15 protein-coding genes and 2 tRNA genes are annotated in these 21,812 nt (G+C 71.2%); 5 read left to right on the top strand and 12 right to left on the bottom strand.

Features of this window, described 5'->3' with window-relative positions; genetic code table 11:
- Positions 1 to 243 precede the first annotated feature (243 nt).
- A complete protein-coding gene (locus ACZ4FV_RS07085) occupies positions 244 to 2,205 on the top strand; it encodes a phosphatidylglycerol lysyltransferase domain-containing protein (protein ID WP_402234641.1) in 1,962 nt (653 codons plus the stop codon).
- Between the two features lie 121 nt (positions 2,206 to 2,326).
- On the opposite strand, the gene ACZ4FV_RS07090 is transcribed toward ACZ4FV_RS07085, so the two are convergent.
- Positions 2,327 to 3,757, bottom strand: coding sequence for a WGR domain-containing protein (locus ACZ4FV_RS07090; protein ID WP_395867512.1), 1,431 nt, complete (start codon positions 3,755 to 3,757; stop codon positions 2,327 to 2,329).
- 461 nt (positions 3,758 to 4,218) lie between these two features.
- On the opposite strand from ACZ4FV_RS07090, the gene ACZ4FV_RS07095 reads away from it, so the two are divergent.
- Positions 4,219 to 5,364 carry an MBL fold metallo-hydrolase gene (locus tag ACZ4FV_RS07095; protein WP_465322078.1) on the top strand — a complete coding sequence of 382 codons (1,146 nt, stop codon included), beginning with the start codon at positions 4,219 to 4,221 and terminating at the stop codon, positions 5,362 to 5,364.
- A 67-nt stretch (positions 5,365 to 5,431) separates the two neighbouring features.
- Here ACZ4FV_RS07095 and ACZ4FV_RS07100 read toward each other — a convergent pair whose 3' ends face one another.
- From ACZ4FV_RS07100 to ACZ4FV_RS07115, 4 genes are all read right to left on the bottom strand, one after another.
- On the bottom strand, positions 5,432 to 6,364 hold the full coding sequence (locus tag ACZ4FV_RS07100; RefSeq protein ID WP_395867516.1) for a universal stress protein: 933 nt from the start codon (positions 6,362 to 6,364) through the stop codon (positions 5,432 to 5,434).
- Positions 6,361 to 7,824, bottom strand: coding sequence for an amino acid permease (locus ACZ4FV_RS07105; protein WP_395867518.1), 1,464 nt, complete (start codon positions 7,822 to 7,824; stop codon positions 6,361 to 6,363). Before ACZ4FV_RS07105 ends, ACZ4FV_RS07100 begins: the two co-directional genes overlap by 4 nt.
- A 374-nt stretch (positions 7,825 to 8,198) precedes the next feature.
- A tRNA-Arg gene (locus tag ACZ4FV_RS07110) sits at positions 8,199 to 8,271 on the bottom strand.
- Positions 8,272 to 8,835: 564 nt separating this feature from the next.
- Positions 8,836 to 8,924: transfer RNA gene (locus ACZ4FV_RS07115), tRNA-Ser, on the bottom strand.
- 144 nt (positions 8,925 to 9,068) lie between these two features.
- Here ACZ4FV_RS07115 and ACZ4FV_RS07120 point away from each other — a divergent pair.
- Positions 9,069 to 12,311: a PAS domain-containing protein gene (locus ACZ4FV_RS07120; RefSeq protein WP_402234646.1), complete on the top strand. Its 3,243-nt coding sequence runs from the start codon at positions 9,069 to 9,071 to the stop codon at positions 12,309 to 12,311.
- A gap of 295 nt (positions 12,312 to 12,606) precedes the next feature.
- Here ACZ4FV_RS07120 and ACZ4FV_RS07125 read toward each other — a convergent pair whose 3' ends face one another.
- Positions 12,607 to 12,924, bottom strand: a complete 318-nt coding sequence (locus tag ACZ4FV_RS07125) for a hypothetical protein (RefSeq protein ID WP_391587367.1) — start codon at positions 12,922 to 12,924, stop codon at positions 12,607 to 12,609.
- A 337-nt stretch (positions 12,925 to 13,261) separates the two neighbouring features.
- On the opposite strand from ACZ4FV_RS07125, the gene ACZ4FV_RS07130 reads away from it, so the two are divergent.
- A complete protein-coding gene (locus ACZ4FV_RS07130; RefSeq protein ID WP_395867522.1) occupies positions 13,262 to 14,917 on the top strand; it encodes a long-chain fatty acid--CoA ligase in 1,656 nt (551 codons plus the stop codon).
- Between the two features lie 142 nt (positions 14,918 to 15,059).
- On the opposite strand, the gene ACZ4FV_RS07135 is transcribed toward ACZ4FV_RS07130, so the two are convergent.
- The 6 genes from ACZ4FV_RS07135 to ACZ4FV_RS07160 all read right to left on the bottom strand — a co-directional run bounded on the left by ACZ4FV_RS07135 (position 15,060) and on the right by ACZ4FV_RS07160 (position 21,041).
- Positions 15,060 to 15,866, bottom strand: coding sequence for a DUF1906 domain-containing protein (locus ACZ4FV_RS07135; RefSeq protein ID WP_402234648.1), 807 nt, complete (start codon positions 15,864 to 15,866; stop codon positions 15,060 to 15,062).
- A 259-nt stretch (positions 15,867 to 16,125) separates the two neighbouring features.
- Positions 16,126 to 17,307 carry a lipid-transfer protein gene (locus ACZ4FV_RS07140; protein ID WP_395867526.1) on the bottom strand — a complete coding sequence of 394 codons (1,182 nt, stop codon included), beginning with the start codon at positions 17,305 to 17,307 and terminating at the stop codon, positions 16,126 to 16,128.
- Entirely contained in the window at positions 17,304 to 17,753 is a 450-nt protein-coding gene (locus ACZ4FV_RS07145) for a MaoC family dehydratase (protein WP_395867528.1), read from the bottom strand. Before ACZ4FV_RS07145 ends, ACZ4FV_RS07140 begins: the two co-directional genes overlap by 4 nt.
- Positions 17,750 to 18,877 carry an acyl-CoA dehydrogenase family protein gene (locus tag ACZ4FV_RS07150; protein WP_465322080.1) on the bottom strand — a complete coding sequence of 376 codons (1,128 nt, stop codon included), beginning with the start codon at positions 18,875 to 18,877 and terminating at the stop codon, positions 17,750 to 17,752. The genes ACZ4FV_RS07145 and ACZ4FV_RS07150 overlap by 4 nt, the downstream gene beginning before the upstream one ends.
- Positions 18,877 to 19,851 (bottom strand): bifunctional MaoC family dehydratase N-terminal/OB-fold nucleic acid binding domain-containing protein, encoded by a 975-nt coding sequence (locus ACZ4FV_RS07155; RefSeq protein ID WP_465322081.1) that lies wholly within the window; start codon positions 19,849 to 19,851, stop codon positions 18,877 to 18,879. The genes ACZ4FV_RS07150 and ACZ4FV_RS07155 overlap by 1 nt, the downstream gene beginning before the upstream one ends.
- 8 nt (positions 19,852 to 19,859) lie before the next feature.
- Entirely contained in the window at positions 19,860 to 21,041 is a 1,182-nt protein-coding gene (locus tag ACZ4FV_RS07160; protein ID WP_395867534.1) for an acyl-CoA dehydrogenase family protein, read from the bottom strand.
- A gap of 293 nt (positions 21,042 to 21,334) precedes the next feature.
- On the opposite strand from ACZ4FV_RS07160, the gene ACZ4FV_RS07165 reads away from it, so the two are divergent.
- A complete protein-coding gene (locus tag ACZ4FV_RS07165) occupies positions 21,335 to 21,742 on the top strand; it encodes a peptidase inhibitor family I36 protein (protein WP_395867536.1) in 408 nt (135 codons plus the stop codon).
- The last annotated feature ends 70 nt before the right edge of the window (positions 21,743 to 21,812 follow it).

A 21,812-nucleotide genomic window follows, 5' to 3' on the forward strand; every position in this document is an offset into this window, starting at 1 on the left:
GGGCCGGTGCGGCGTGTCCATTCATGCCGCACCGGCCCCGCCGTGCGTCCGCTCCGCGCTTATCCACCATTGGGATTAGCAAACGATCGGGTATCCCTCCGTGGGATGACGTACAACGGGGCCGTCGTGCGCATCCAAATACCTTGGTGCGTGTCTACGCTGTTGTGCGAGCGTTACGAAGAGTCGCAATCCTGGACATAAGACACAGGAGACTCTTCCACCACCCCACAATCGAGGAGCACGGTGTCTGCCACGACGCGGGCCGCCGCGAACGGCCACAACAAGAACGGCACCGGCACCCCGGCCGCCGAGCGCGTGCGCGGGATCTCGGCTGGGGTGCTGATCTGGTATCTGCGGATCGTGGCGGCGCTCGACCTCGTCTCGGCGATCTCGGTCCCGTTGCGGGACCGGGTACGACACCACGACACGGGGGAGTACTACACCCCGTTCCTGGTCACGTCCGGCTTCACCTCGGCCGCGCTCGCGGCTTTCCTGGCCATCATGCTCGCCCGCCGCAAGCGGGCCGCCTGGGCGTTCACGGCGATCCTGCTGGTGCCGTCCACCGGCGTGTACATCTGGGCCTTGTGGTTCGACGACCTGCGGCAACACCCGTTCAACTGGTCGTCGACGATCATCACCCTCCTGATCTGCGTCGCACTGCTGCTCAGCTTCGCCGAGTTCGGCGCCAAGGGTGACCGGGGCAACGTGCTCAAGGCGGGCCTGGTGCTGGCCGGCGGCGCGGTGGTCGGCGTGGTGCTCGGCTCGACCCTGGTCAACGCGACCGACCGGATCCCCACCTCCAGCATGGGCGACCGGATCCTGTACGCGGTGCTGCGCATCTTCACCCTCGCGCCGGACAGCGACCTGGGCTCCGTGTCGGTGCCGCGCTGGGTCGACATCGTGATCAACGTGGCCGGCGTGATGTTGTTCCTGCTGGTCCTGTTCGTGCTGTTCCGCGCGCCCAAGGGGCGCGAGTTGCTCACCCCCGACGACGAGGTGCTGCTGCGCGAACTGCTCGACAAGCAGGGCGAGCGCGACTCGCTCGGCTACTTCGCGCTGCGTCGGGACAAGGCGGTGATGTGGTCGCCCAGCGGTAAGGCGGCCGTCGCCTACCGGGTCGTGGGCGGCGTCTCGCTCGCGTCCGGCGACCCGATCGGCGACCCCGAGGCGTGGCCCGGCGCGATCGACCGCTGGCTCGCCGAGGCCGAGGACCGCGCGTGGGTGCCGGCCGTGATGGGTGCCAGCGAGGAGGCCGGCACGATCTTCGCCCGGCACGGTCTGGACGCGCTGGAGCTGGGCGACGAAGCGATCGTCGAGGTGGCCGAGTTCAGCCTGGAGGGCCGCGCGATGCGGGGCGTCCGGCAGGCGTACAACCGGGTCAAGCGGGCCGGCTACACCACTCGGGTACGCCGGCACGAGGACATCCCCGAGGGCGAGATGCGCGAACTGCTCGACCTGGCCGACCACTGGCGGGACGGGCAGACCGAGCGCGGCTTCTCGATGGCGCTGGGCCGATTGGGCGACCCCGACGACGGGCGCTGCCTGATGGTCGAGTGCATGGACGACGAGGGTCGGCTGCGTGCGGTGCTGAGCTTCGTACCGTGGGGCTGCAAGGGCGTCTCGCTGGACCTGATGCGCCGCGACCGGGACTCGGACAACGGTCTGATCGAGTTCATGGTGCTGGACGTGATAGAGGGTGCGAAGGCGTACGCCGCGGCGAACGCCAAGCCCGCCAAGGGCAAGGGGAAGGGCCGCGCGCCGGAGCCGGACGCCGAGGCCGCTCCCGAGCCGACCTCGCCGGTCGACATCGAGCGGATCTCGCTCAACTTCGCGATGTTCCGCTCGGTCTTCGAGCGCGGCAACAAGCTGGGCGCGGGCCCGGTGCTGCGGTTGTGGCGCACCGTCCTGGTGTTCTTCTCGCGCTGGTGGCAGATCGAATCGCTGTACCGGGCCAACGAGAAGTACCGGCCGATCTGGGAGCCGCGCTACATCTGCTTCCGCAAGGCGAGCGAGCTGCCTCGGATCGGCATCGCGGCGGCCCGGGCCGAGGGCTTCCTGACCACGCCCACGCTGCCCCAGTTGTTCGGTGCCCGGCACGAGCAGCGGGTGGCGGCCCTGGCCAAGCGCAAGGCCGACGAGACCACGCCGCCGCTCGCCGGGTGGACCGCCGAGCAGCGGGAGCCTGCGGAGCACAAGCGGCCCTGAGCGGTCCGTGCGATCGCGCCGAAGGGCGGCGCTCCCCTCGGGAGCGCCGCCCTTCGGCGTTTCGGCGGGGCTTGCGGACCTGTTCGGCGGATCCCGGCGGGTCCGAGCCGGCCCGGTCGACTCAGACCAGTCGACGGATCTCGCCGCGCACGCGGTAGAAGCCGCCGCGGTCGGCCGGGTGTACCGAGTCCACCACGTAGCGCGCGCCGGCGACCCGGACGTTCTTCGGGAACTGCACGTTCCAGCCGCTCTCGTAGCCGGCCGTGACCACGTGCACCCGCAGCCGGCCGCCGCCCTGGTCGACACACTCGACCACGACGCCGGTGCCCGCGTCGGTGGTGGTGGCCACCTCGGTGGTCGGCACCACCGCCTCGATCGTGGCCGCCTTGACGTCGCGCACCTGCGGAACGGTGCCGACCTGGGCCGCCTCGATCGCCGCCTCGCTCACGTCGATGCAGGCCAGCGAGCCGTCCGTGGTGACGATGTACAGCCGCTCGTCGTGGTACTGCATCGAGTAGGCCGAGCCGCACGTGGTGCCCAGCTTCCACAGTCGCTTGCCGTCCTCGGCGAAGCAGTAGACCGTGGAGGAACTGTCGCCGGCGAAGACGTACTTGCCGTTCTCGGCGGTCGCGCAGGAGAACACCGACGCGTCGCAGTCGTAGGTGGTGCGGATCGTGCCGTCCGACTTGGCGATCCGGTGCACCTTGTTGCCGGAGGTGCCGGCGTAGACGTCGTCCTTCTCCTGCCACCCGAACAGCACGCCGCCCCGGGTCTTGGTCCGCCACAGCTCCTTGCCGTCGCCGGCCGCGAACGCCTGGACGCCCGCGCTGTGCCCGTGGAAGATCGCGTTCTCGTCGCAGCGCACCATCCACGCGCCGGTGCCGTTGGTGGCCGCGGCCCACAACGACTCGTCCTCGTGGTCGATGGTGGTGCAGCCGCCGTTGGAGTCGGACACGCCCAGCACGCCGTCGTGGATGTCGAGCCAGTAGATGTCGATGTTGTCGGTGATCTCGTAGGCCACCCGCGGGGCCTTGCCGCCGACGTCGTACACGTTGCCGTTGTCGCAACCGGCGTAGATCCACGAGTCGTCCGCGACGATGCACTTGACGCCGTTGGGCAGTTGGTAGCGGCCGGTGACCTCGCCGGTGTGGTCCAGGAACCACACGTCGCCGCGCTGGTTGCCCACCAACACCCGCTCGGAGTCGACGAAGATGCCGAACGCGGAGGAGCCGGTGCGGTAGCGCCACAACACCGGCGCCGAGTTGCGGGCCGTGGTCGGCCGGGACACGATCTCGCGGCGGGTGATCGCGCGCGGCTGGCGAACGCCCTGTACCGCGGGCTCGTAGCCCTTGCGCAGCTTGGCCGCGACCTTCTTCTTGGCGTCCGCGGCGGCCTTCTCCGGGGTGGCGTGGGTCACCGTGCCGGTCTGGCCCTTGGCCCCGATCCGCCCGTACGTGACCGTGACGTCGACGCCGTCGACGACGACCTCGTAGTACTTGTGCGCGCCGTCGCCTTCTTCGGACAACTCAAGGTAGGTACGGGTCTCGGGCATGACGACTCCTCGGCTCCGCTGCTCTGTTCGGGTGGCTGTGGGTGTGCTGTCCGTGCGGGGTGGCTGCGGTTGGTCACGGTGGTCGCGGTGGTTGCGGGGCTCCGCCGTGGGAACCGTGACCGGGCGCAAGAACCATGCCGTACAAGGGGACTGATGCGCCGTCATCCCCCGTGGCGATGGCTCGACCCTACTCACGTGAGCCGACAGGGGTGGGGCCGGTGGGGCAACGCTTCGCTCACTCGGACGGCGCAACCCGGTATCGAGGGGTCGGTTCTCGGACAAAGCACTCCCGCGTTCGTCCGACCCCTACTCCGAGGGGAGGAGCGGTACGGGTGCACCCCCTCCCCCGGGACGACGTTTCAGCCATGGAGGCCGGGTTAATCTCCACTCATCCCGATCACCGGTCGCCGGTCCGGCCTCAGCACGGTCGGCCGAAGGCCCCGCTTGCCCGAGGAGTCCATGTGGCCGGGCACTTCTTGACGTCTTTGGCGCCCGCTGCGTTCGGCGCCAGACCCGCCGGTGAGCGCCTGGCGCGCATCCAGGGATCACCGCACTTCCGCGACGGCGCGTTCCGGAATCCGGTGCCGACTCGGCGTGGCAGCCCCGGCGCGATCGGCAAGATGTTGCGCGCGCAGAAGGCCGCGGCCGGATTGCGTCGGCCGGCCGGCGCCATTCCGCTGGTCACCCCGTCCGCGTTGGACTTCGCCCGGACGCCGATGACCGGGCTGCGCGCGTGTTGGCTCGGGCACGCGACCGTGCTGGTCGACCTGGACGGTGTGCGGGTCCTGTTCGACCCGGTCTGGAGCACGCGGTGCTCGCCGTCGGCGGCGTTCGGCCCGGCGCGGCTGCACGCGGTGCCGGTGCGCTTCGCCGACCTGCCCGAGGTGGACGTCGTGGTCGTCTCGCACGACCACTACGACCACCTCGACATGGCCACGATCCGGGCCCTGGCCGGGCGCGACGCGGCGTTCGTGGTGCCGCTGGGCATCGGGGCACACCTGGAGCGGTGGGGCGTCGGCGCGGAGCGGATCACCGAGCTGGACTGGCACGAGGCGGGCGAGGTCGCCGGGCTGACTTTCACCGCGACGCCGGCGCGGCACTACTGCAATCGCGGCGCGCGGGTGCTGGGCACCGTGCTGTGGGCATCGTGGGTGGTGGCCGGGCCCCGGCACCGGGTGTTCCACAGCGGGGACAGCGGCTATTTCCCGGGCTTCGCGGACATCGGGCGCGAGCACGGGCCGTTCGACCTGACGATGATTCAGGCCGGCGCGTACGCGGAGGCGTGGCCCGAGGTGCATCTGCACCCGGAGGGCGCGGTGCAGGCGCACACGGAGCTGGGTGGTGGGTTGATGTTGCCGATCCATTGGGGGACGTTCGATCTGGCGCCGCATGCTTGGGAGGAGCCCGCCGAGCGGTCGGTGGCGGCGGCTCGGGCGCTGGACACCGATCTGGTGATCCCGCGTCCCGGCGCGCTGTTCGAGCCGGCGCTGGTCGACGGGGCCGAGGTGGAGCCGTGGTGGCGGGAGGTGGCGGCGGCGCCGAACCGGTGGGCGGGCGACGTGGAGGCGGAGCCGGCGGCGTCGGTCAGGGCGGTGCCGGCGGCGTGAGGGTGACCGGGGGCCGAGGGGGCGGGGCCGGGTAGCGGTGGTCGTGGTCGGTTCGTCCCGGCCGAGATCACCTTGGGTCGGGCGTGTCCCACAGTTCGGCTCGAACGCCGCGGGGCAGGACCATGACCGGAGTGCGGGCATTGCGGACGATCTTGTGCGAAACGTCGCCGACGAAGACCCGTTTGACCGGGCCGACCGTGCTGGACGCGCAGATCAGCAGGTCGTCGGCCCAGGTGACGGTGTCCATCGCGGCGCGTACGTCGTCGCCCTCGGCGGTCTCCGCGTCGACCGGCACGTCGATCTCGGCCATCGCCGTCGCGAGGTCCTGCCGGGCCTGTTCGCGCGCGGCCCGCAATACCTGGTGCTCGGCGGACTGGTGCTGCTTGCCCGAGTACAGCCGGACCGGGCGCAGCACCAGGGTGAGCAGCCGCACGTCGGCATCGAGTCGGCGGGCGAACTCCACGCCGCAGGTGAGCACTCCGGTGAGCCGCGGCTCGCGCTGGTAGGCGATCGTGCACCGGGCGATGCGAGGCGGCGGGTGGTCGGCGAAGCCGCGTGGGGCCAGCGCGACCGGCACCGGTGAGCCGTGCAGGAGTTGATCGGCGGTGCTGCCGAGCGCGACGCGCGCGGTCCGGCCGCCCGGGGCCGGCCCCAGCACCACGAGCGCGGCGCCGTGACTCTCGGCGATCCGGGCCAGCCCTCGGCCGCTGCCGCGGTTGTGGCCGATCGCGCGTTCCACCGGCAGTTCCGGGGCCCAGTCGCGAATGCGGCTCTCCGCGTCGTTGAGCAGCCACTCGGTCTCCTCGCGCAGGAACGCGCGCCACTCCGCGTCCACGGCGCCCACCCCCGCGCCGGGCAGCGCGGGCGGTTGGATGTGCGCGAGCACGACGCCGGCGCCCAATTGCCGGGCGAGCAGCATGCCCAGCGCCAGCGCGTCCTGGCCGCGCGGCTCCGGCCGGCAGCCCACCACGATGCGCATCCGCGCGCCGTCCCCGCTCACGGGCCCACCTCGGCGTCGGCGGATCGGGCACGCCAACGCGAGTGGCGGTAGCCGTACAGGAAGTAGATCGCCACGCCGGCCGCCATCCAGACCAGGAAGACCTGCCACGTGGTGCCGGAGAGCCGGGCCATCAGGTAGACGCAGAAGCCGACGCCCAGGATCGGGGTGATCGGGAAGAACGGGGTGCTGAAGCCACGCGGCAGGTCGGGCCGGGTCCGGCGGAGCACGATCACGCCGATGTTGACCAGCGCGAACGCGAACAGGGTGCCGATGCTGGTGGCCTCGGTGAGTCGGCCGAGCGGGACCAGCGCGGCGAGTGCGGCCACCCACGTGCCGGTGATCAGCGTGTTCGCCACCGGGCTCTGGGTACGCCGGTTCACCTTCGCGAAGATCGGCGGGATCAGGCCGTCCCGGGACATCGCGAACAGGATTCGGGTCTGCCCGTACAGCACGGTCAGCACGACGCTGGCGATCGAGATGATGGCGCCGGCGGACAGGATCGTGGACGCCCAGGAGCTGCCGGTGACATCGGTGACGATCTTCGCGAGGGTCGCCTCGCTGCCCTCGAACTCCTGCCAGGGCAACGCGCCGAGCGCCGCGAGCGCGACCGCGACGTAGACGATCGTGACGATCGCGAGCGAGATCAGGATCGCCAACGGCAGGTCCCGGCGCGGGTTCTTGGCCTCCTCGCCGGCCGTGGAGGCGGCGTCGAAGCCGATATAGGAGAAGAACACCTGGGACGCGCCGGCGCTGATCCCGGCCACGCCCAGCGGTGCGAACGGGGAGAGGTTGCCGTCCTCGAACGCGGTGAAGGCGATCGCGCAGAAGAACGCGAGCGTGATCAGCTTGATGAAGACCATGATCGTGTTGGCCACGGCGCTCTCCGACACGCCGCGCATCAGCAGGATCACCGCGAGCAGCACGACGATCACGGCCGGGACGTTGAACGTACCGCCGTCACCGGGTGGTTGGCTGATCGCGTCGGGGAGGCTGACCCCGAAGGCGGAGTCGAGCAGTTCGTTGACGTACTGCCCCCAGCCGACCGCGACGGCGGAGATGGACACGCCGTACTCCAGCAGCAGGCACCACCCGCACACCCACGCGATGCCTTCGCCGAGGGTGGCGTACGCGTAGGAGTAGGACGAGCCGGACACCGGGATGGTCCCGGCGAGTTCGGCGTAGGACAGCGCCGAGAACAGCGCGGTGATCGCCGCGAGCAGGAACGAGATCACCACGGCCGGGCCGGCCTTGGGCACCGCCTCGCCCAGGATCACGAAGATGCCGGTGCCCAGGGTCGCGCCGACACTGAAGAAGGTCAGTTCGAGCAGCCCCATGGTGCGCCGCAGGCCGGTTTCCTCCCCGCCTTCGCCGCCGCCGCCGCTCTCCTCGAGGATGGCGTCCACGGGTTTCGTCCGCAGCACTCCGCTGCGCGAGCGGGGTACGGCGTGGCTGGCGGGCAATCCGGCCTCCCTGGGGAACAAGTCCGAGAAGGAACGGGTGCCCCGATGTCCGGGTATCGAACGAGCCTTCAGCCATTCGGCCCGGCCGGGGACAGCCGACCGGGCGGCGCACGGGCGGGCATGAACGGCGCGTGCTCGGCGCGCGCATCGATCCGGGGGTGCCCGTCAACCGTCCGGACCCGAAGCGGTGTCGGGCCGAGTGAATGCGCCGTCGTCCGCGTCGGCGCACCCTTCGGCTGATCGCCGGCAAACCGGCGGTCCGGCTTCGACAAGTCGCCTCGACGTGGACTCGGCCGGACCGGTCTGCGAGTTCGAAAACGCAAAACAGGCCAGACCCTGTTCGAGGTCTGGCCTGTATCGGAAGCACAATCTTGTGCGCTCGGCAGGATTCGAACCTGCAACCTTCTGATCCGTAGTCAGATGCTCTATCCGTTGAGCTACGAGCGCTTGGTCGCTTTGACCGAGGTCAACAATACATGCTCCCCGGCCGGGGGTGAAATCCATTGTTCGAGGGTCGGTCGGAGTCGGGCATTTGGTGATCAAGCACCTTCATTTGGAGGGTGATCGGCGACGGGACGGGCGGGGCGGGCGGGTGGTCGGCGGGGCTCTTCGGAGAATGGCCGACGGAGGCCGGCGAGCTTGGTGAGGAGTCGGTCGCCGGCGTGGATGTCATCCCATGTCGTCCCCGTGACGTCCCCGCGGCGACGCGCGCGGGGGTGCTCTCACTCTGTTCGCTGTGAGCTGAAAGCGCCTTTTCGGACATGTCGGCCGGTGGGGGAATCGGAAGGCGCTTCGCCGTGTCGGGTGGGCGGATCGCGGGCCGCAGGCGACGGGCCGGGCGAGGCGCTCGGATCGGGTGGGCGGCGAGTCGGGCGACGGCTCCGGAAAAGAGCCTTATATCGGACATCACGTCCCGAGTCGTGACCCGCGGTCGCCGTGCGCTCACCGAAACATCATCGCCATGGGCGCGAAACAGCCCGCCCGGTGGGACCGGACGGGCTGTTCGTGAAGCGGAGGCTCCGGGATTTGAACCCGGGATGGGGATGAACCCAAACCGCATTAGCAGTGCGGCGCCATAGACCGGACTAGGCGAAGCCTCCATCGGTGTTTGCCGACGAGGAACAGATTACTAGGCTCGTCAACGTGACTGCAAAAACAATGGGATAGTCGGTCGTGACATGCCTCGGCGGCGACGGGCAAGATGGCCGTCGCGCAGTACGAGGACCGGAGGAGGTACGCGCTTCGTGAGCAGCAGGCCATCCCGAGGCGCTGCTCGCCTCGCCGCCATACTCGACGCCCTGCCGGACGCTCTTCTGCTGGTGAATCGCAACGGCACCGTCGTCAATGCGAACGCCATGGCACTGGAGGTCCTGGAGGCGCCGGGTACTCCCGTGGTGGGTCGCGGGCTTCTCGATCTGTTGCCCTCGTTCGACCACCGGCGCATCCCGGGTTCGGTCCGGGCCAACGACTCGCGCGACACCCGGACCAAGCCGACCCGGATGTCCGCGCACCGCACCGACGGCGGCGTGTTCCCGGTCGAGGTGACCAGCGCGAACCTGCCCGCCGGGTACGACGACGAGTTGCTGATGATCGTCGTGCGCGACCTGACCGGAAAGGTCGACGTCGAGGCAGAACTCGCGCGCCAGCAACGGCAGACCGAGATGATCCTGCGCGCGGCCTGCGAGGGCATCATCGGCATCGACGCCGAGGGCAACATCGTGCTGGCCAACCCGGCCGCCGCCCGGATCCTGCGCCATCGCGCGAGCGACCTCGGCGGCCGGAACGTGCACGAACTGCTCATGCACGCCCGCGCCGACGGCACCACGCTGCCCGCCGAGGAGTGCCCGCCGCTGGTCACCCTGGGCAACGGTCGCCGGCAGCGGCTGCGCGACCAGGTGTTGTGGCGCGGCGACGAGGGCTACGTGACGGTGGACATGATCACCGCGCCGATCCTGCTCGGCGGTGCCGTGGTCGGCGCCGTGATGACCTTCAGCGACACCGCGCGCGAGAAGCTGCTCGGCGAACGTCGGTCCCAGCTCGCCGAGTTGGTCGACGGCGAGATACTGGGGCGGCTCGCGGCGGTGCGCGGTCGACTGAAGAAGGTGGCCGACGGAGCGGCCGGTGACGTCGGTCACGGCGCCCGGCGGATGGTGCGTCAGGTCGCGGGCGAGTTGGAGAGCCTGGAGGAGCTCGCGGGCGAGGTGCTCGCGCACCAGGCGGCCGGTACCGAACCGGCCGAGCCGCAGGACACCGACGGGGCGGCCGAGCCCGAGCGGGTGCCGACCACGGTGGACGACCTCGTCGATCGGGCCATGGAGACGGTGACCTACCTCGCGCGCGGCGCGGGCGTGGAGTTCGCGGTGAACGCGTCCCCGGTCGGGGTGCGGGTGGACGTGGACGCGATGACCCGAGCCCTGGGCCACCTGCTCGCGGACGTCGTCGCGGCCGGACCCGAGGGTTCCACCGTCGTGGTCGCGGCGGCCCAGCGCGGCGATCTCGCCCGGATCGAGGTGCGCGGTCCGGAGAGCCGGGGCAGTGCCGTCCGGGTCCCGCTCGCGCGCGCGGTCGTCGAGGCGCACGGCGGCACCGTCGAGTCGCACACGATGCCCGGCCGAGGCAGCACGTACGTGGTCGAGTTGCCCGCCGACGCGGAGGCCGCCGAACAGGTCGAAAGCTCCGGCGAGCACCGCGCGGCCAAGGGCCGCCGGGCGCGCCAGGCGGGCCGACCGGACCCGGCCGCCGACAAGGCCGGCAAGGGTAAGGGCGACGGCGACAAGGGCAAGGACGGGAAGAGCGAGGCCGAGGGCGCCGCGAAGCCGACCGACGAGGACGAGGACGCCGCGGCCGAGTCGACCGGTCCGGAAGCGGACGACGCGGACGACGGCGAGGCCGCCGAGCCGAAGAGCGGGGCCGACACCGCGGAGCCGAAGGGTCGTGCGGAGGTCGAGCGGGCCGGGAACGCCGCCGCGCGACCCGCGCCCGCGCCGGGCAGCGGCGTCGAACTCGCCGTGCGCGGACGCGGTGCGCAGCCGCCTCGGGCCCGCCTGGAGCCGGCCGGTTCGTCCACCCCGCCGGTGCCCGCACCGCCACCGCCCGGTTCGGTGGCCGCCGCGCCGCAGGGACCGTTCGCGTTGCCGCCGGGCACGGTCGCGCCGGTGCCGCTGGTGCCGGCGAGCACGGGTTCCGCCGAAGGCGGGCACGAGCGGCCCGACTCGGACGGGTACGACGAGGCCGAGGAGGCCGCGCGCAACAACAGCGGCGCGTTCGAGGCGGTCTATCCGCCGCGTTCGCGGCGCGGCCGGCCCTCGCGCGACACGCACGACGCCGGCGAGTCCGCCGACGGACCGTCCGGATCGCACCGCGGGGTCGCCCGCCAGGTCGGGGCCGAGGTCGAGCGGCCCGAGCCGACCGCGCTGCCGCAACGACCCGCCGCCACCGCTTCGCCCGCGTCCGCGCCGGCGGCCGGCGGGCGGCTCAACGGCACGCACACCCCGCAGGGCGCGCAGGCCCGGCGCCGGTTGTCCACGCCGCCGGCGGCCATCCCGGCCCAGGGTCGTACCTCGGACGGTGCCGGACGAACCACCAGCGTGCAGGATCGGCCGGGCCGGCCCGCCGCCGCCGACATGCCGACCGAGTTGTTGCCACCGATCCCTGCCGGGCCGGATCAACCGATTCCGGTCCAGGGCCGGCGACCCGGCTTCCCGGCCGCGCCGCCCGGGGACGCCGAGGCGATGTCCGGCGCCGACCTGCCGACCATGGTCACGCCCGCACCGGACGGGCAGCCGCGCCGACTGCTGGTCTGGCCCGAGCCGGACGGGGCGACGGCGGGCGCGTTGACCGCGCGCGGTTGGAGTCCGCTCCTGGTGCGTTCGCGCGAGGAGGTGGACGCGAGCGTCCCGGTGCAGCCCGCCGCGCTGTTCGTGGATCCGCTGACCGGGCCGATCACCCGTACCGCGCTCCAGTCGCTGCGCACCGCCGCCACCGCCGCGCAGATCCCGGTGCTGGTCACCGCCGGGCTGATGCAGGCCACCCGGGACGCCGCGTTCGGCGCCGACCCGGCCGTACTGCTGCGTTCGCTCGCGCCGGCGGACAGTGCCGGACACGCCTCGCGGGTGCTCCTGGTGGAGGGCAATCCGGATATCGCGGCGGCGTTCACCGCGTCGCTGGAGCGGCGCGGCATGGACGTGGTGCACGCGGCCTCGGAGAGCGAGGCGGTGTCCAAGGCGTCCAGCGTCGAGCCCAACCTCGTGGTGCTCGACCTGATGCTGGTGCGCCGGCGCCGGATGGGCGTGGTGGACTGGCTGCGCAACAACGCGCGCCTGCACTCGACGCCGATCGTCGTCTACACCACGCTCGACCTGGTCGAGCACGACCTGCACCGGCTGCAGACCGGCGAGACCGTGCTGTTCCTGGCCGAGCGGTCGACCCGCGAGGACGTACAACAGCGCATCGTCGACCTGCTCGGCAAGATCGCCTCCCCCAAGTAGGGGACCCGGGGAGGCAGACGCCAGGCAGGGAACCCGGGTGGGCAGGCGGCGCGCGCAGGCCGGCGCGCCGGGTCGGCGACCGACCCGGCACCCGCCAACCGCCGGCCCGCCCGCGCGTCACCCGGACGAGCGGACCACCCGGGCGAAACCTCGAACCCGTCCGGGCGAGGACCCGCTCAGCCGCACCGCCGCCGAGGCCCGGTCCGGCAGCACGGAATCGCACACGACCGCACCCGGACCGCCGGCACCCGAGGGCCGCACGGCACCCGCCGTATCCGCACCGACCCGCAGCGCCTCACCATGCCGCCGGCCCCTGGGCATGCAGCCGGCGACTCATCTCGCCGACGGTCAACGCCAGTTCGGTGGCGAGATCCATCGCCTGGGGGTGGTCGTGGTGTTCCCGCATCCACCAACACATGACCTGCACGATAGGCCCGGCGGACTCCGGATGTCCGATGATCGCGGTGCGCGCGCACAACGGACGCGGCGGCCCGTCGCGATCGAGCCGGAACCAATAGCCGTCCCGGAAGCCGAGCACGGGATGGCCGAGCGCGTCCGGCAGCACGACGTCGTACGGTCGGTGCGGTTCGGACCGCACCTCCAGCGGGTACATGGGGCGCCCTCCAAGGGGAAGCCGAGGGCTCGCCGGTCCCCCTCCGGAAGAGCGGAAAAGCGGGAATTACCGAATGCTCGCGGCGTTCCACCGAAAACGATGTGTCATCGGTGCAACCGGGACACCGTCGCATTCTTCCGTTCGACTGGTCCGATCGGCCGATCGCCACGCCTGGTTCACCCGTATGGGCGCACGGCGGATCGTGCCGGGCGCGTGGTCCGGCGCTCGACGCGCATATGGAAGCGCACGCTCCGGGGGCTGACAACCACCCGATCCGCGAGAAAGAATCCCTTCACCTCGACCGGTCCCCGTCCGGCGAATGCAGGGAGGCCACACAGTGCTGAGCACGATGCAGGACGTGCCCTTGACGATCGCTCGCATAATGCGACACGGCACCACGGTGCACGGCGGTTCGGAGGTGGTGACCTGGACCGGCGGCGCGCCCAGGCGGGCCACCTACGCGGAGGTCGGTCGGCGCTCCGCGCAACTCGCCCACGGCCTGCGCGAGCTCGGCATCACCGGCGACGAGCGGGTCGCCACCTTCCTGTGGAACAACCAGGAGCACCTGGAGTGCTACCTCGCGATCCCGTCGATGGGCGCGGTGCTGCACACGCTCAACCTGCGGCTGCCGCCCGAGCAGTTGATCTACATCGCCAACCACGCCGACGACCGGGTGCTGGTGCTGGACGGCTCGCTCGCGGCACTGGCCGCACCCCTGCTGTCCCAGCTCCGGACCATCGAACACGTCGTGGTCACCGGCGCCGACACCGATCTGGCTCCGCTCGCGGATTGCGGCAAGCAGGTGCACCGCTACGACGACCTGCTCGCCGGACGGCCGACCGAGTTCGACTGGGCCGAGGACATCGACGAGCGGCAGGGCGCGGCGATGTGTTACACCTCCGGCACCACGGGCAACCCCAAGGGCGTGGTGTACAGCCACCGTTCGACCTACCTGCACAGCATGCAGGTGTGCTCGATGGAGGGCTTCGGCCTAGGCTCCGGGGACATGCTGCTACCGGTGGTGCCGATGTTCCACGTCAACGCGTGGGGCCTGCCGTACGCGGCGATGTTGTGCGGCGCGTCGATCCTGATGCCCGACCGGTTCCTCCAGGCGGAGCCGCTGGCCACGATGATCGCCGCCGAGCGGCCGACGTTCGCCGCCGCGGTGCCGACCATCTGGACCGGCCTGCTCGACCACCTCGACGTGCACAAGACCGACGTGTCCTCGCTGAAGGAGGTCGTGGTGGGCGGCTCGGCCTGCCCGCCCGGTCTGATGCACGCGTTCGAGGAACGGCACGGAGTGCGGATCATCCACGCCTGGGGGATGACCGAGACCTCGCCACTGGGCTCGGTGGCCCGCCCGCCGGCCGGGCTCACCGGCGACGAGGCGTTCCCGTACCGGATCTCCCAGGGGCGGCTGCCCGCCTCGGTGCAGGCCCGACTGGTCGGTCCGGACGGTGTCGACGTCCCGCTCGACGGCGAGGCGGTCGGCGAACTGCTGGTGCGCGGTCCGTGGATCGCGGGTGCCTACATCGGCGACGAGGGATCGGTGGACGCCGGCGGCGGCGGCCGATTCAAGGACGGCTGGTTGTGTACCGGCGACGTCGGCACGATCACCGCCGACGGCTTCCTGCGGCTGACCGACCGGGCCAAGGACGTGATCAAGTCGGGCGGCGAGTGGATCTCGTCGGTCGAGCTGGAGAACACCCTGATGGGTCACGACGACGTGGTCGAGGCGGCCGTGGTGGGCGTGCCCGACGACAAGTGGGGCGAGCGCCCGTTGGCCACGGTCGTGCTGCGCGAGGGCGCGGAGACCACGATCGAGCAACTGCGCGACTATCTCGCGGGCAAGGTGGCCCGCTGGCAGGTGCCCGAGCGGTGGAGCCTGATCACCGCCGTGCCCAAGACCAGCGTGGGCAAGTTCGACAAGAAGGTGATCCGGAGCCAGTACGCCGAGGGGGCGCTGGAGGTCAGCGAACTCGACCGGGGCTGAGCCGTCGACACGGGCGTCGCCGGTCGGGCCGATCCCGGCCCGACCGGCGTGCCGCACGGCACCGGTGCTCACGTCGCGCGGGAATGACGCTCACGCGCCGCGTGGACCCGGTGGTGGTGGTCACCTCGCGTGGACCGGGTGGTCAGAAGACGCCCACCGGTCCGTCGACCGCGTTGCGGTCGATGTTCATCTTCTTGCCGCCGTGGGTCTCGGTGACGTTGCCGCTGTACTGGTGCACGCGCCGGTCGCGCCAATAGCCGTCGGGGAGCGCGCCGTCGCCGGTGGTGACCGCGCGATCGTCCCAGCGGGCGTACCAGACCGCGTCCGGGACGGAGCGCTTGTCGACCGCCTCGACCAGGTCGGCGATGCCGGAGTCGAGGCTGCTGTAGTAGCCGGCCAGGAAACCGCGCTCGCGGACCCGGTCGGACCACGCGGAGACGAAGTCCAGCACCGCGGTCCGGCAGGCGGCGTCGGTGTTGTCGTACGCCTCCATGTCGTACCAGACCGCGCTGCCGCGCTTGAATCCGAGCGCGGTGCTGCGGTCCACCACGTCGTCGGCCTCCGCGACGCCCTGCGCCGCGGCGCGCGCCGGGTCGATCCTGCCCGGCTTGCCGGACTGCGAGCAGGGCGCCTGGAGGCCCACCTGGATCGGCAGGAAGTCCCAGCCCTGGCGATGTACGGCGGTGACCCAGTCGCGGGTCAACCGGCTGCTCCGGCAGGCGCGGTTGTCGCCCGCGACATAGATCCCGACCACCTTGTACGGCGAGTCCCGCCAGGCCTGCATGGTCTCCACGGTCGGTGTCTCGCACGTGTCGAAGCCCGGCCCGTCGACGAAGAAGGGCTGTCCCGAACGTGCGCGGGCACCCTCGGCGAGCCCGGCCGGCAACAGGCCGAGCACGGCGGTGAGCAACACGGCCGAGGCGATACGACGGGTGAGCGAAGGGCGCACGGTGCCTCCCGGCGTGGTGGGAAAGGACGTCCCACCACGCTGCGCACCGCGTCCGGCGGATCCGCCGGACCGCTCGGGCGACGCGCCGACGCGTCACCCGAGCGGCCCAGGCAAAGCGGCACCGGGCGGTCCGGGCGAACGGCACCGGGCGGCACCGGCAAGGCGGCACCCGGGCGGCACGGGCGCGCGGCACGGGCGGCGCCCGATCCGGTGGCATCCGGCCGCTTCGGTCGCGCCCACCGCCCCCGCCCGCCCCCGCCTACTCGACGCCCAGCACCAGCCCCGAAGTCGGCACCCCGGTACCCGCCGTCACCAGCACGTTGTGCACGTTCTCGACCTGGTTGACCGAGCTGCCGCGGATCTGCCGGACACCCTCGGCGATGCCGTTCATCCCGTGCAGGTACGCCTCGCCCAGTTGGCCGCCGTGCGTGTTCGTGGGCAGCTTGCCGCCCAGTTCCAGCCCGCCGTTCGCGACGAACGCCGGCGCCTCGCCGCGCCCGCAGAAGCCGAACTCCTCCAACTGCATCAGCACGAACGGGGTGAAGTGGTCGTAGAGCACCGCCGTCTGGATGTCGTCGGGGGTCAGCCCCGAGGTCTGCCACAACTGCTTGGCGACCACGCCCATCTCGGCGAGACCGGTCATCTCGTCCCGGTAGAAGCTGGTCATCTGGTCCTGGAGGCGACCCGCGCCCTGTGCGGCCGCGTTGATGATCGCGGGCTTCTGCCGCAGGTCCTTGGCACGCTCGGCACTGACGACCACGATCGCCTGCGCGCCGTCGGTCTCCTGGCAGCAGTCGAGCAACCGCATCGGCTCGACGATCCAGCGCGAGTTCTGGTGGTCCTCGAGCGTGATCGGCTTGCCGTGGAAGTACGCCTTCGGGTTGTTCGCGGCGTGCTTGCGGTCGGCGACCGCGACGTGGCCGAACGCTTCGGTGGTCGCGCCGTACACGTGCAGGTATCGCTGCGCGAACATGGCCACCCACGAGGCCGGGGTGAGCAGGCCGTGCGGCATGTTCCACCCCAGGCCCACGCCCTCGACGGTGGGGTCGCGCTGGAGTACGCCGGAGCCGAACCGGCGACCGGAGCGCTCGTTGAACGCGCGGTAGCAGACCACCACGTCCGCGACCCCGCTCGAGACCGCCATCGCGGCTTGCGCGACGGTGGCGCAGGCCGCGCCGCCGCCGTAGTGGATCCGGCTGAAGAAGGTCAGGTCGCCGATCCCGGCCGCCGCGGCGACCGCGATCTCGGGGTTGGTGTCCATGGTGAAGCTGACCAGGCCGTCCACCTCGGACGGCGCGATCCCGGCGTCGTCGAGCGCGGCGCCGACCGCCTCGACGGCCAGGCGCAGCTCGCTGCGACCGGACTCCTTGGAGAACTCGGTCGCGCCGATCCCGGCGATGGCGGTCTTGCCGCGCAGATTGTCGGCGTGCTTGAGGCTCACGCTTCGGCTCCTTCCGGCAGCTTCACCGTGACCGTGCCGGTGACGTGGTTGCCGAGCTTGTTGGCGCCGACGACGGCGATCTCCACGAGCGAGGTGCCGTCCTCGGCGGTGGTCTTGGCGGTCACCGTGCCGGTCAGGGTCATGGTGTCGCCGGGGTAGTTGGGCGCGCCGAGCCGGATCGCGACCTTGCGCAGTTCGGTCTCGGGGCCCGCCCAGTCGGTGATGTAGCGCCCGACCAGGCCGTTGCTGGTCAGGATGTTCATGAAGATGTCCGGCGAGCCCTTGTCCGCCGCGAGTTGCGGATCGTGGTGCACGTCCTGGAAGTCGCGGGTGGCCAGCGCGGTCGACACGATCAGCGTGCGGGTCAGCGGAATGGCCAGCGGCGGCAGTTCGTCGCCGACGGACACCTGCGCGTGGGTTCGGCTCACGAGGTCCTCGGTGGTCATCGGCTGCCTCCCTGGGCGGGCACGTGGGCGAGCAGCTTGCCGAGCGCGGCGAGCTGTTGGATGCCGCTGCCCAGGGTCACGTCGATCTGACGGCCCCAGAGGAAGTGGCGGTGGATGGGGTGGTCGACGTCGGAGCCGGTGCCGCCGTGCAGGTGCTGGCACGCGTGCACCACGCGCTTGCCCGCCTCGGAGGCGAACCAGCGTGCGACCAGTGCCTGTTCGGTGGCCGCCTCGCCCCGGTCCATCCGCCACGCGGCCTCCAGCGTGGTGACCCGGATGGCCTCGGTGTCCATGTACGCCTCGGCGGCGCGCAACATCACGCCCTGCTTGGTGGACAGCGGCTTGCCGAACTGCTCGCGGGCGTTCACGTGTTCGACCGTGCGGGCCAGGCCGCGCTCGCACACGCCCAGTTGCTGGGCCGCCAGCGCGACGCGCGCGCGGTCGACGATCCACGCGGCGACCTCGGGGCCGTCCTCGACGGTGCCGACCGGCCGGGCGGGCGCGTCGGTCAGTCTCAGGTTGCCCGACGCCCACGGCGCGGTGGTCGGCGCGGCCTCGATCTCGACCCCGGCGGCGTCCGCGTCCACGGTGAACACCGCGAGCGCGCCGTCGAGCGACGCGGTGACCAGGATCCGGTGGGCGACGGTGAGCCAGGCCACCGCGCGCTTGTCGCCGTCCAGGCGATAGCCGGCTCCGTCCCGTCGCGCGGTCACCTTGGGTACGGCGGGCAGTCCCGCGCCGACCTCGGCGAGCGCGCCGGCCACGATCCGCGAGCCGTCCAGGAGCCCGGGCAGGTCGCGTTCGATCAGCTCGTCCGAGCCGAACCGCAGCAGCGGGAGCAGCCCGTACACGACCGTGTCGAGCAGCGGGATCTGCGCGGTGAACCGGCCCTGTTGCTCCAACAGCAGGGCTAGGCCGACCAGGCCCAGGTCGCCGCCGCCGTGCCGTTCCTCGACGAGCGCGCCGACCAGACCGGCCTCGGCGATCTTGCCCCACAACTCGGTGTCCAGGTCCGCGCCGGACTGCGTGAGCTTCTTCAGCCGCTCGTCCGTGGACTGGTCGGCGAGGATGCGTTCGGCCAGCGAGGACAGCTCGCGCTGGTCCTCGGTGAGATTGAAGTCCATCAGTTCTCCCCAACCGCTCGGAACGCGGGCACGGTCAGCTCGGCGTCGTGGGTGACGAATTCCAGCTCGACCGGCATCCCGATGCGGACCTCGTCGTGCGGGACGCCGAGCACGTTGCCCAGCATCCGGACGCCTTCCTCGAGTTCGATCAGGCCGACCGCGTACGGCATGTCGAACGCCGGGAACCTCGGGTAGTGCATCGTGACGTGCGAGTACACGACGCCCTTGCCGGTGGACTCGACGGTCTGCCATTCGAGCGACGCGCAGTTGTTGCAGCCGGGCGCGAACGGGAAGCGCGGGGTGGCGCAGGCGGCGCACTTCTGGAACAACAGCTTCCCGGCGTCCACACCGTCCCAGTACGCCTGGTTGTCCTTGTTGACCACCTTGCGCGGGCGCAGCGGCCGCTCGGCGGGCGGCGCGGCCTTGGCCTTCTTCTTGTGCGGGGTGTAGCGCAGGATCCGGAAGCGGTGCGTGCCGACCAGTTCGCGGCCGGCCTCGCCGTCGACGTAGACGTTGGTCAGTGTGGTGATGAAGTGGCCGGTGCCCAGGCCGGTGGTCTTCTCGTCGGAGACGGTCTCGATCAGCTGGTCGTACTGCACCACCTCGCCCAGGCGCAGCGGGCGCAGGTACTCCTGCTCGCAGTTGGTGGCCACCACCGAACCGAAGCCGTTGTCGGTGAAGTGTTTGTACAGCTCGCCGGTCGCCGAGTTCGCCGGGGCGCCGCCCTCCAGGCCGCGCATGATCCACACCTGGAGCATGGTCGCGGGCGCGACCACCTCGCCGAAGTGGGTGCGGGCGGCGGCCTCGGGGTCGGTGTACACCGGGTTCGTGTCGCCCATGGCCTCGGCCCAGTGCCGAATCATCGGCCCGTTGACCGGGTCGAGCGCGAGCACGCCGGAGACGTCGTGCACACCCTCGTACTTCTTGACGACCGCGAGGAAGGCGGCCTTGTCCTGGCTGTTGGGGTCGGTCATGTCGTCCTTCACCGCTTCACTCGGGTCATGCCAAGGCGAACCATGGCGACGATCTCGCGCTGGACCTCGCTGACGCCGCCGCCGAAGGTGTTGATCTGCGCGCGGCGGTTCATCGCCTCCAGGAGGCCGTCGCTGAACGCGCCGGGCGACTTGGGTCGCAGGGTCGCGTCCGGGCCGACGATCTCCATCAGGTTGCGATACACCTCGATGGCACCCTCGGTGCCGAAGAACTTCACGCCCGACGCGTCACCCGCGTTGAGCGTGTTGTTGCCGACGTCGTGCACGAGCCGCCAGCTGAACATCCGAACGGCGGACAGTCGGGCGTAGGTCTCGGCGAACTTGAGCTGGACCCACGGCTGGTCGACCACCTTGACGCCCGGCTCGATCTCGGTCTCGCGGGCCCATTCCAGCACCTCGGCGAAGAAGTCCTCGGCCTGCATGCCCAGGGCCGCGAGCGCGACCCGCTCGTGGTTGAGCTGGTTGGTGAGCAGCTTCCAGCCCGAGTTCTCCTCGAACACCAGGTTGTCGTAGGGCACCCGGATGTTGTCGTAGTACGTGGCCGTCGTGGTCATCCCGCCGACGGTGACGATCGGGGTCCAGGAGAAGCCCGGGTCGCTGGTGGGCACCAGGATCATCGTGATGCCCTTGTGCTTGGGGGCGTCCACGTCGGTGCGGCAGGCGAGCCAGATCCAGTCGGCGCCCTGGGCGGTCGAGGTGAAGATCTTCTGCCCGTTGATCACCCACTCGTCGCCCTCGCGCACCGCACGGGTGCGCAGCGACGCCAGGTCGGTGCCGGCCGAGGGCTCGCTGTAGCCGATCGCGAAGATGATCTCGCCGGCGAGGATCCTCGGCAGGTAGTAGCTCTTCTGCGCCTCGGTGCCGAACTTCATCAGGGTCGGGCCGACGGTGTTCAGGGTGACCATGGAGACCGGCGCGCCGGCGCGGTACGCCTCGTCGAAGAAGATGAACTGCATCTCCGGGCCCTTGCCCTGGCCGCCGTACTCGGCCGGCCAACCGATGCCGAGCCAGCCGTCGGCGCCCAGTTGCCGGCGCACCCGTCGGGTGGTGGGGCCGCCTCCCTCGCCCTCGCGGTCGAGTTCCGCGCGGACGTCGGGGGTGATCAGGCGGGTGAAATAGTCCCGCAGTTCTGCCCGCAGAGCGTCCTGCGCTGGGGTCGGGGCGAGATGCACGTCGCTGCTCCTTCACGTGCGTGGATCGCGTGGTCGCGACGCGGGTCGACGCCCGCCGGGCACGGAAGGGTCGCGGTCGGGCTGCCCCGCGCTGCACATCGATACGGACCGGGAACGCGTGTCGCCCGGCAACATCGAATCTCTCCGACTCGCGATCGCTTGTCAATATCAAGCATTTTTTGGAGGCGGGATCACACCTCCGTCGACCCCGACCGCGGCGGCCGTGTCCTCCGGGCCATCGGACCGTTTGGCCTGGTGTCAGGAGTTCACGACATCTCGGCCGAGGAGCATCGATGAGGAAGAAGTTCTCCGTACTGCTCGTGGCGGTGGCCGCCGCGACCGCCACCGCCGCACCGGTCTCCGCGGCGCACGCCGCCGACGGATACGACCGGTGCCCCGACGGCTACTACTGCATGTTCTCGGGCCTCGACGGGACCGGCGACATGATCACACTGAGGACGAGCACCCCGGATCTCGCGGCGCTCGGCATGAACGACCGGGCCAAGTCGGATTGGAACCGAACCCCCTCGACCATCTACCTCTGGTCCGACGCGAACTTCACCGGCTGCACGGCCGTGACCTCCGCCGGCCCGACCGGCAAGGGCAACTTCTTCCCCACCTACCGGGACTTCTTCGGTTCGGTGCAGTTCGACGGACCCGGCGGCCCGAGTTGCGGCACACCGCCCGGCGAGGACGGCTGAGCCCCGCCCGAGCAGGCTCCACCCGAGCGGGGGCGGGTGGGGCCGGACTTGGCCGCCTCGCGGCGACGGC

This window comes from Embleya sp. NPDC025285, from assembly GCF_055558835.1.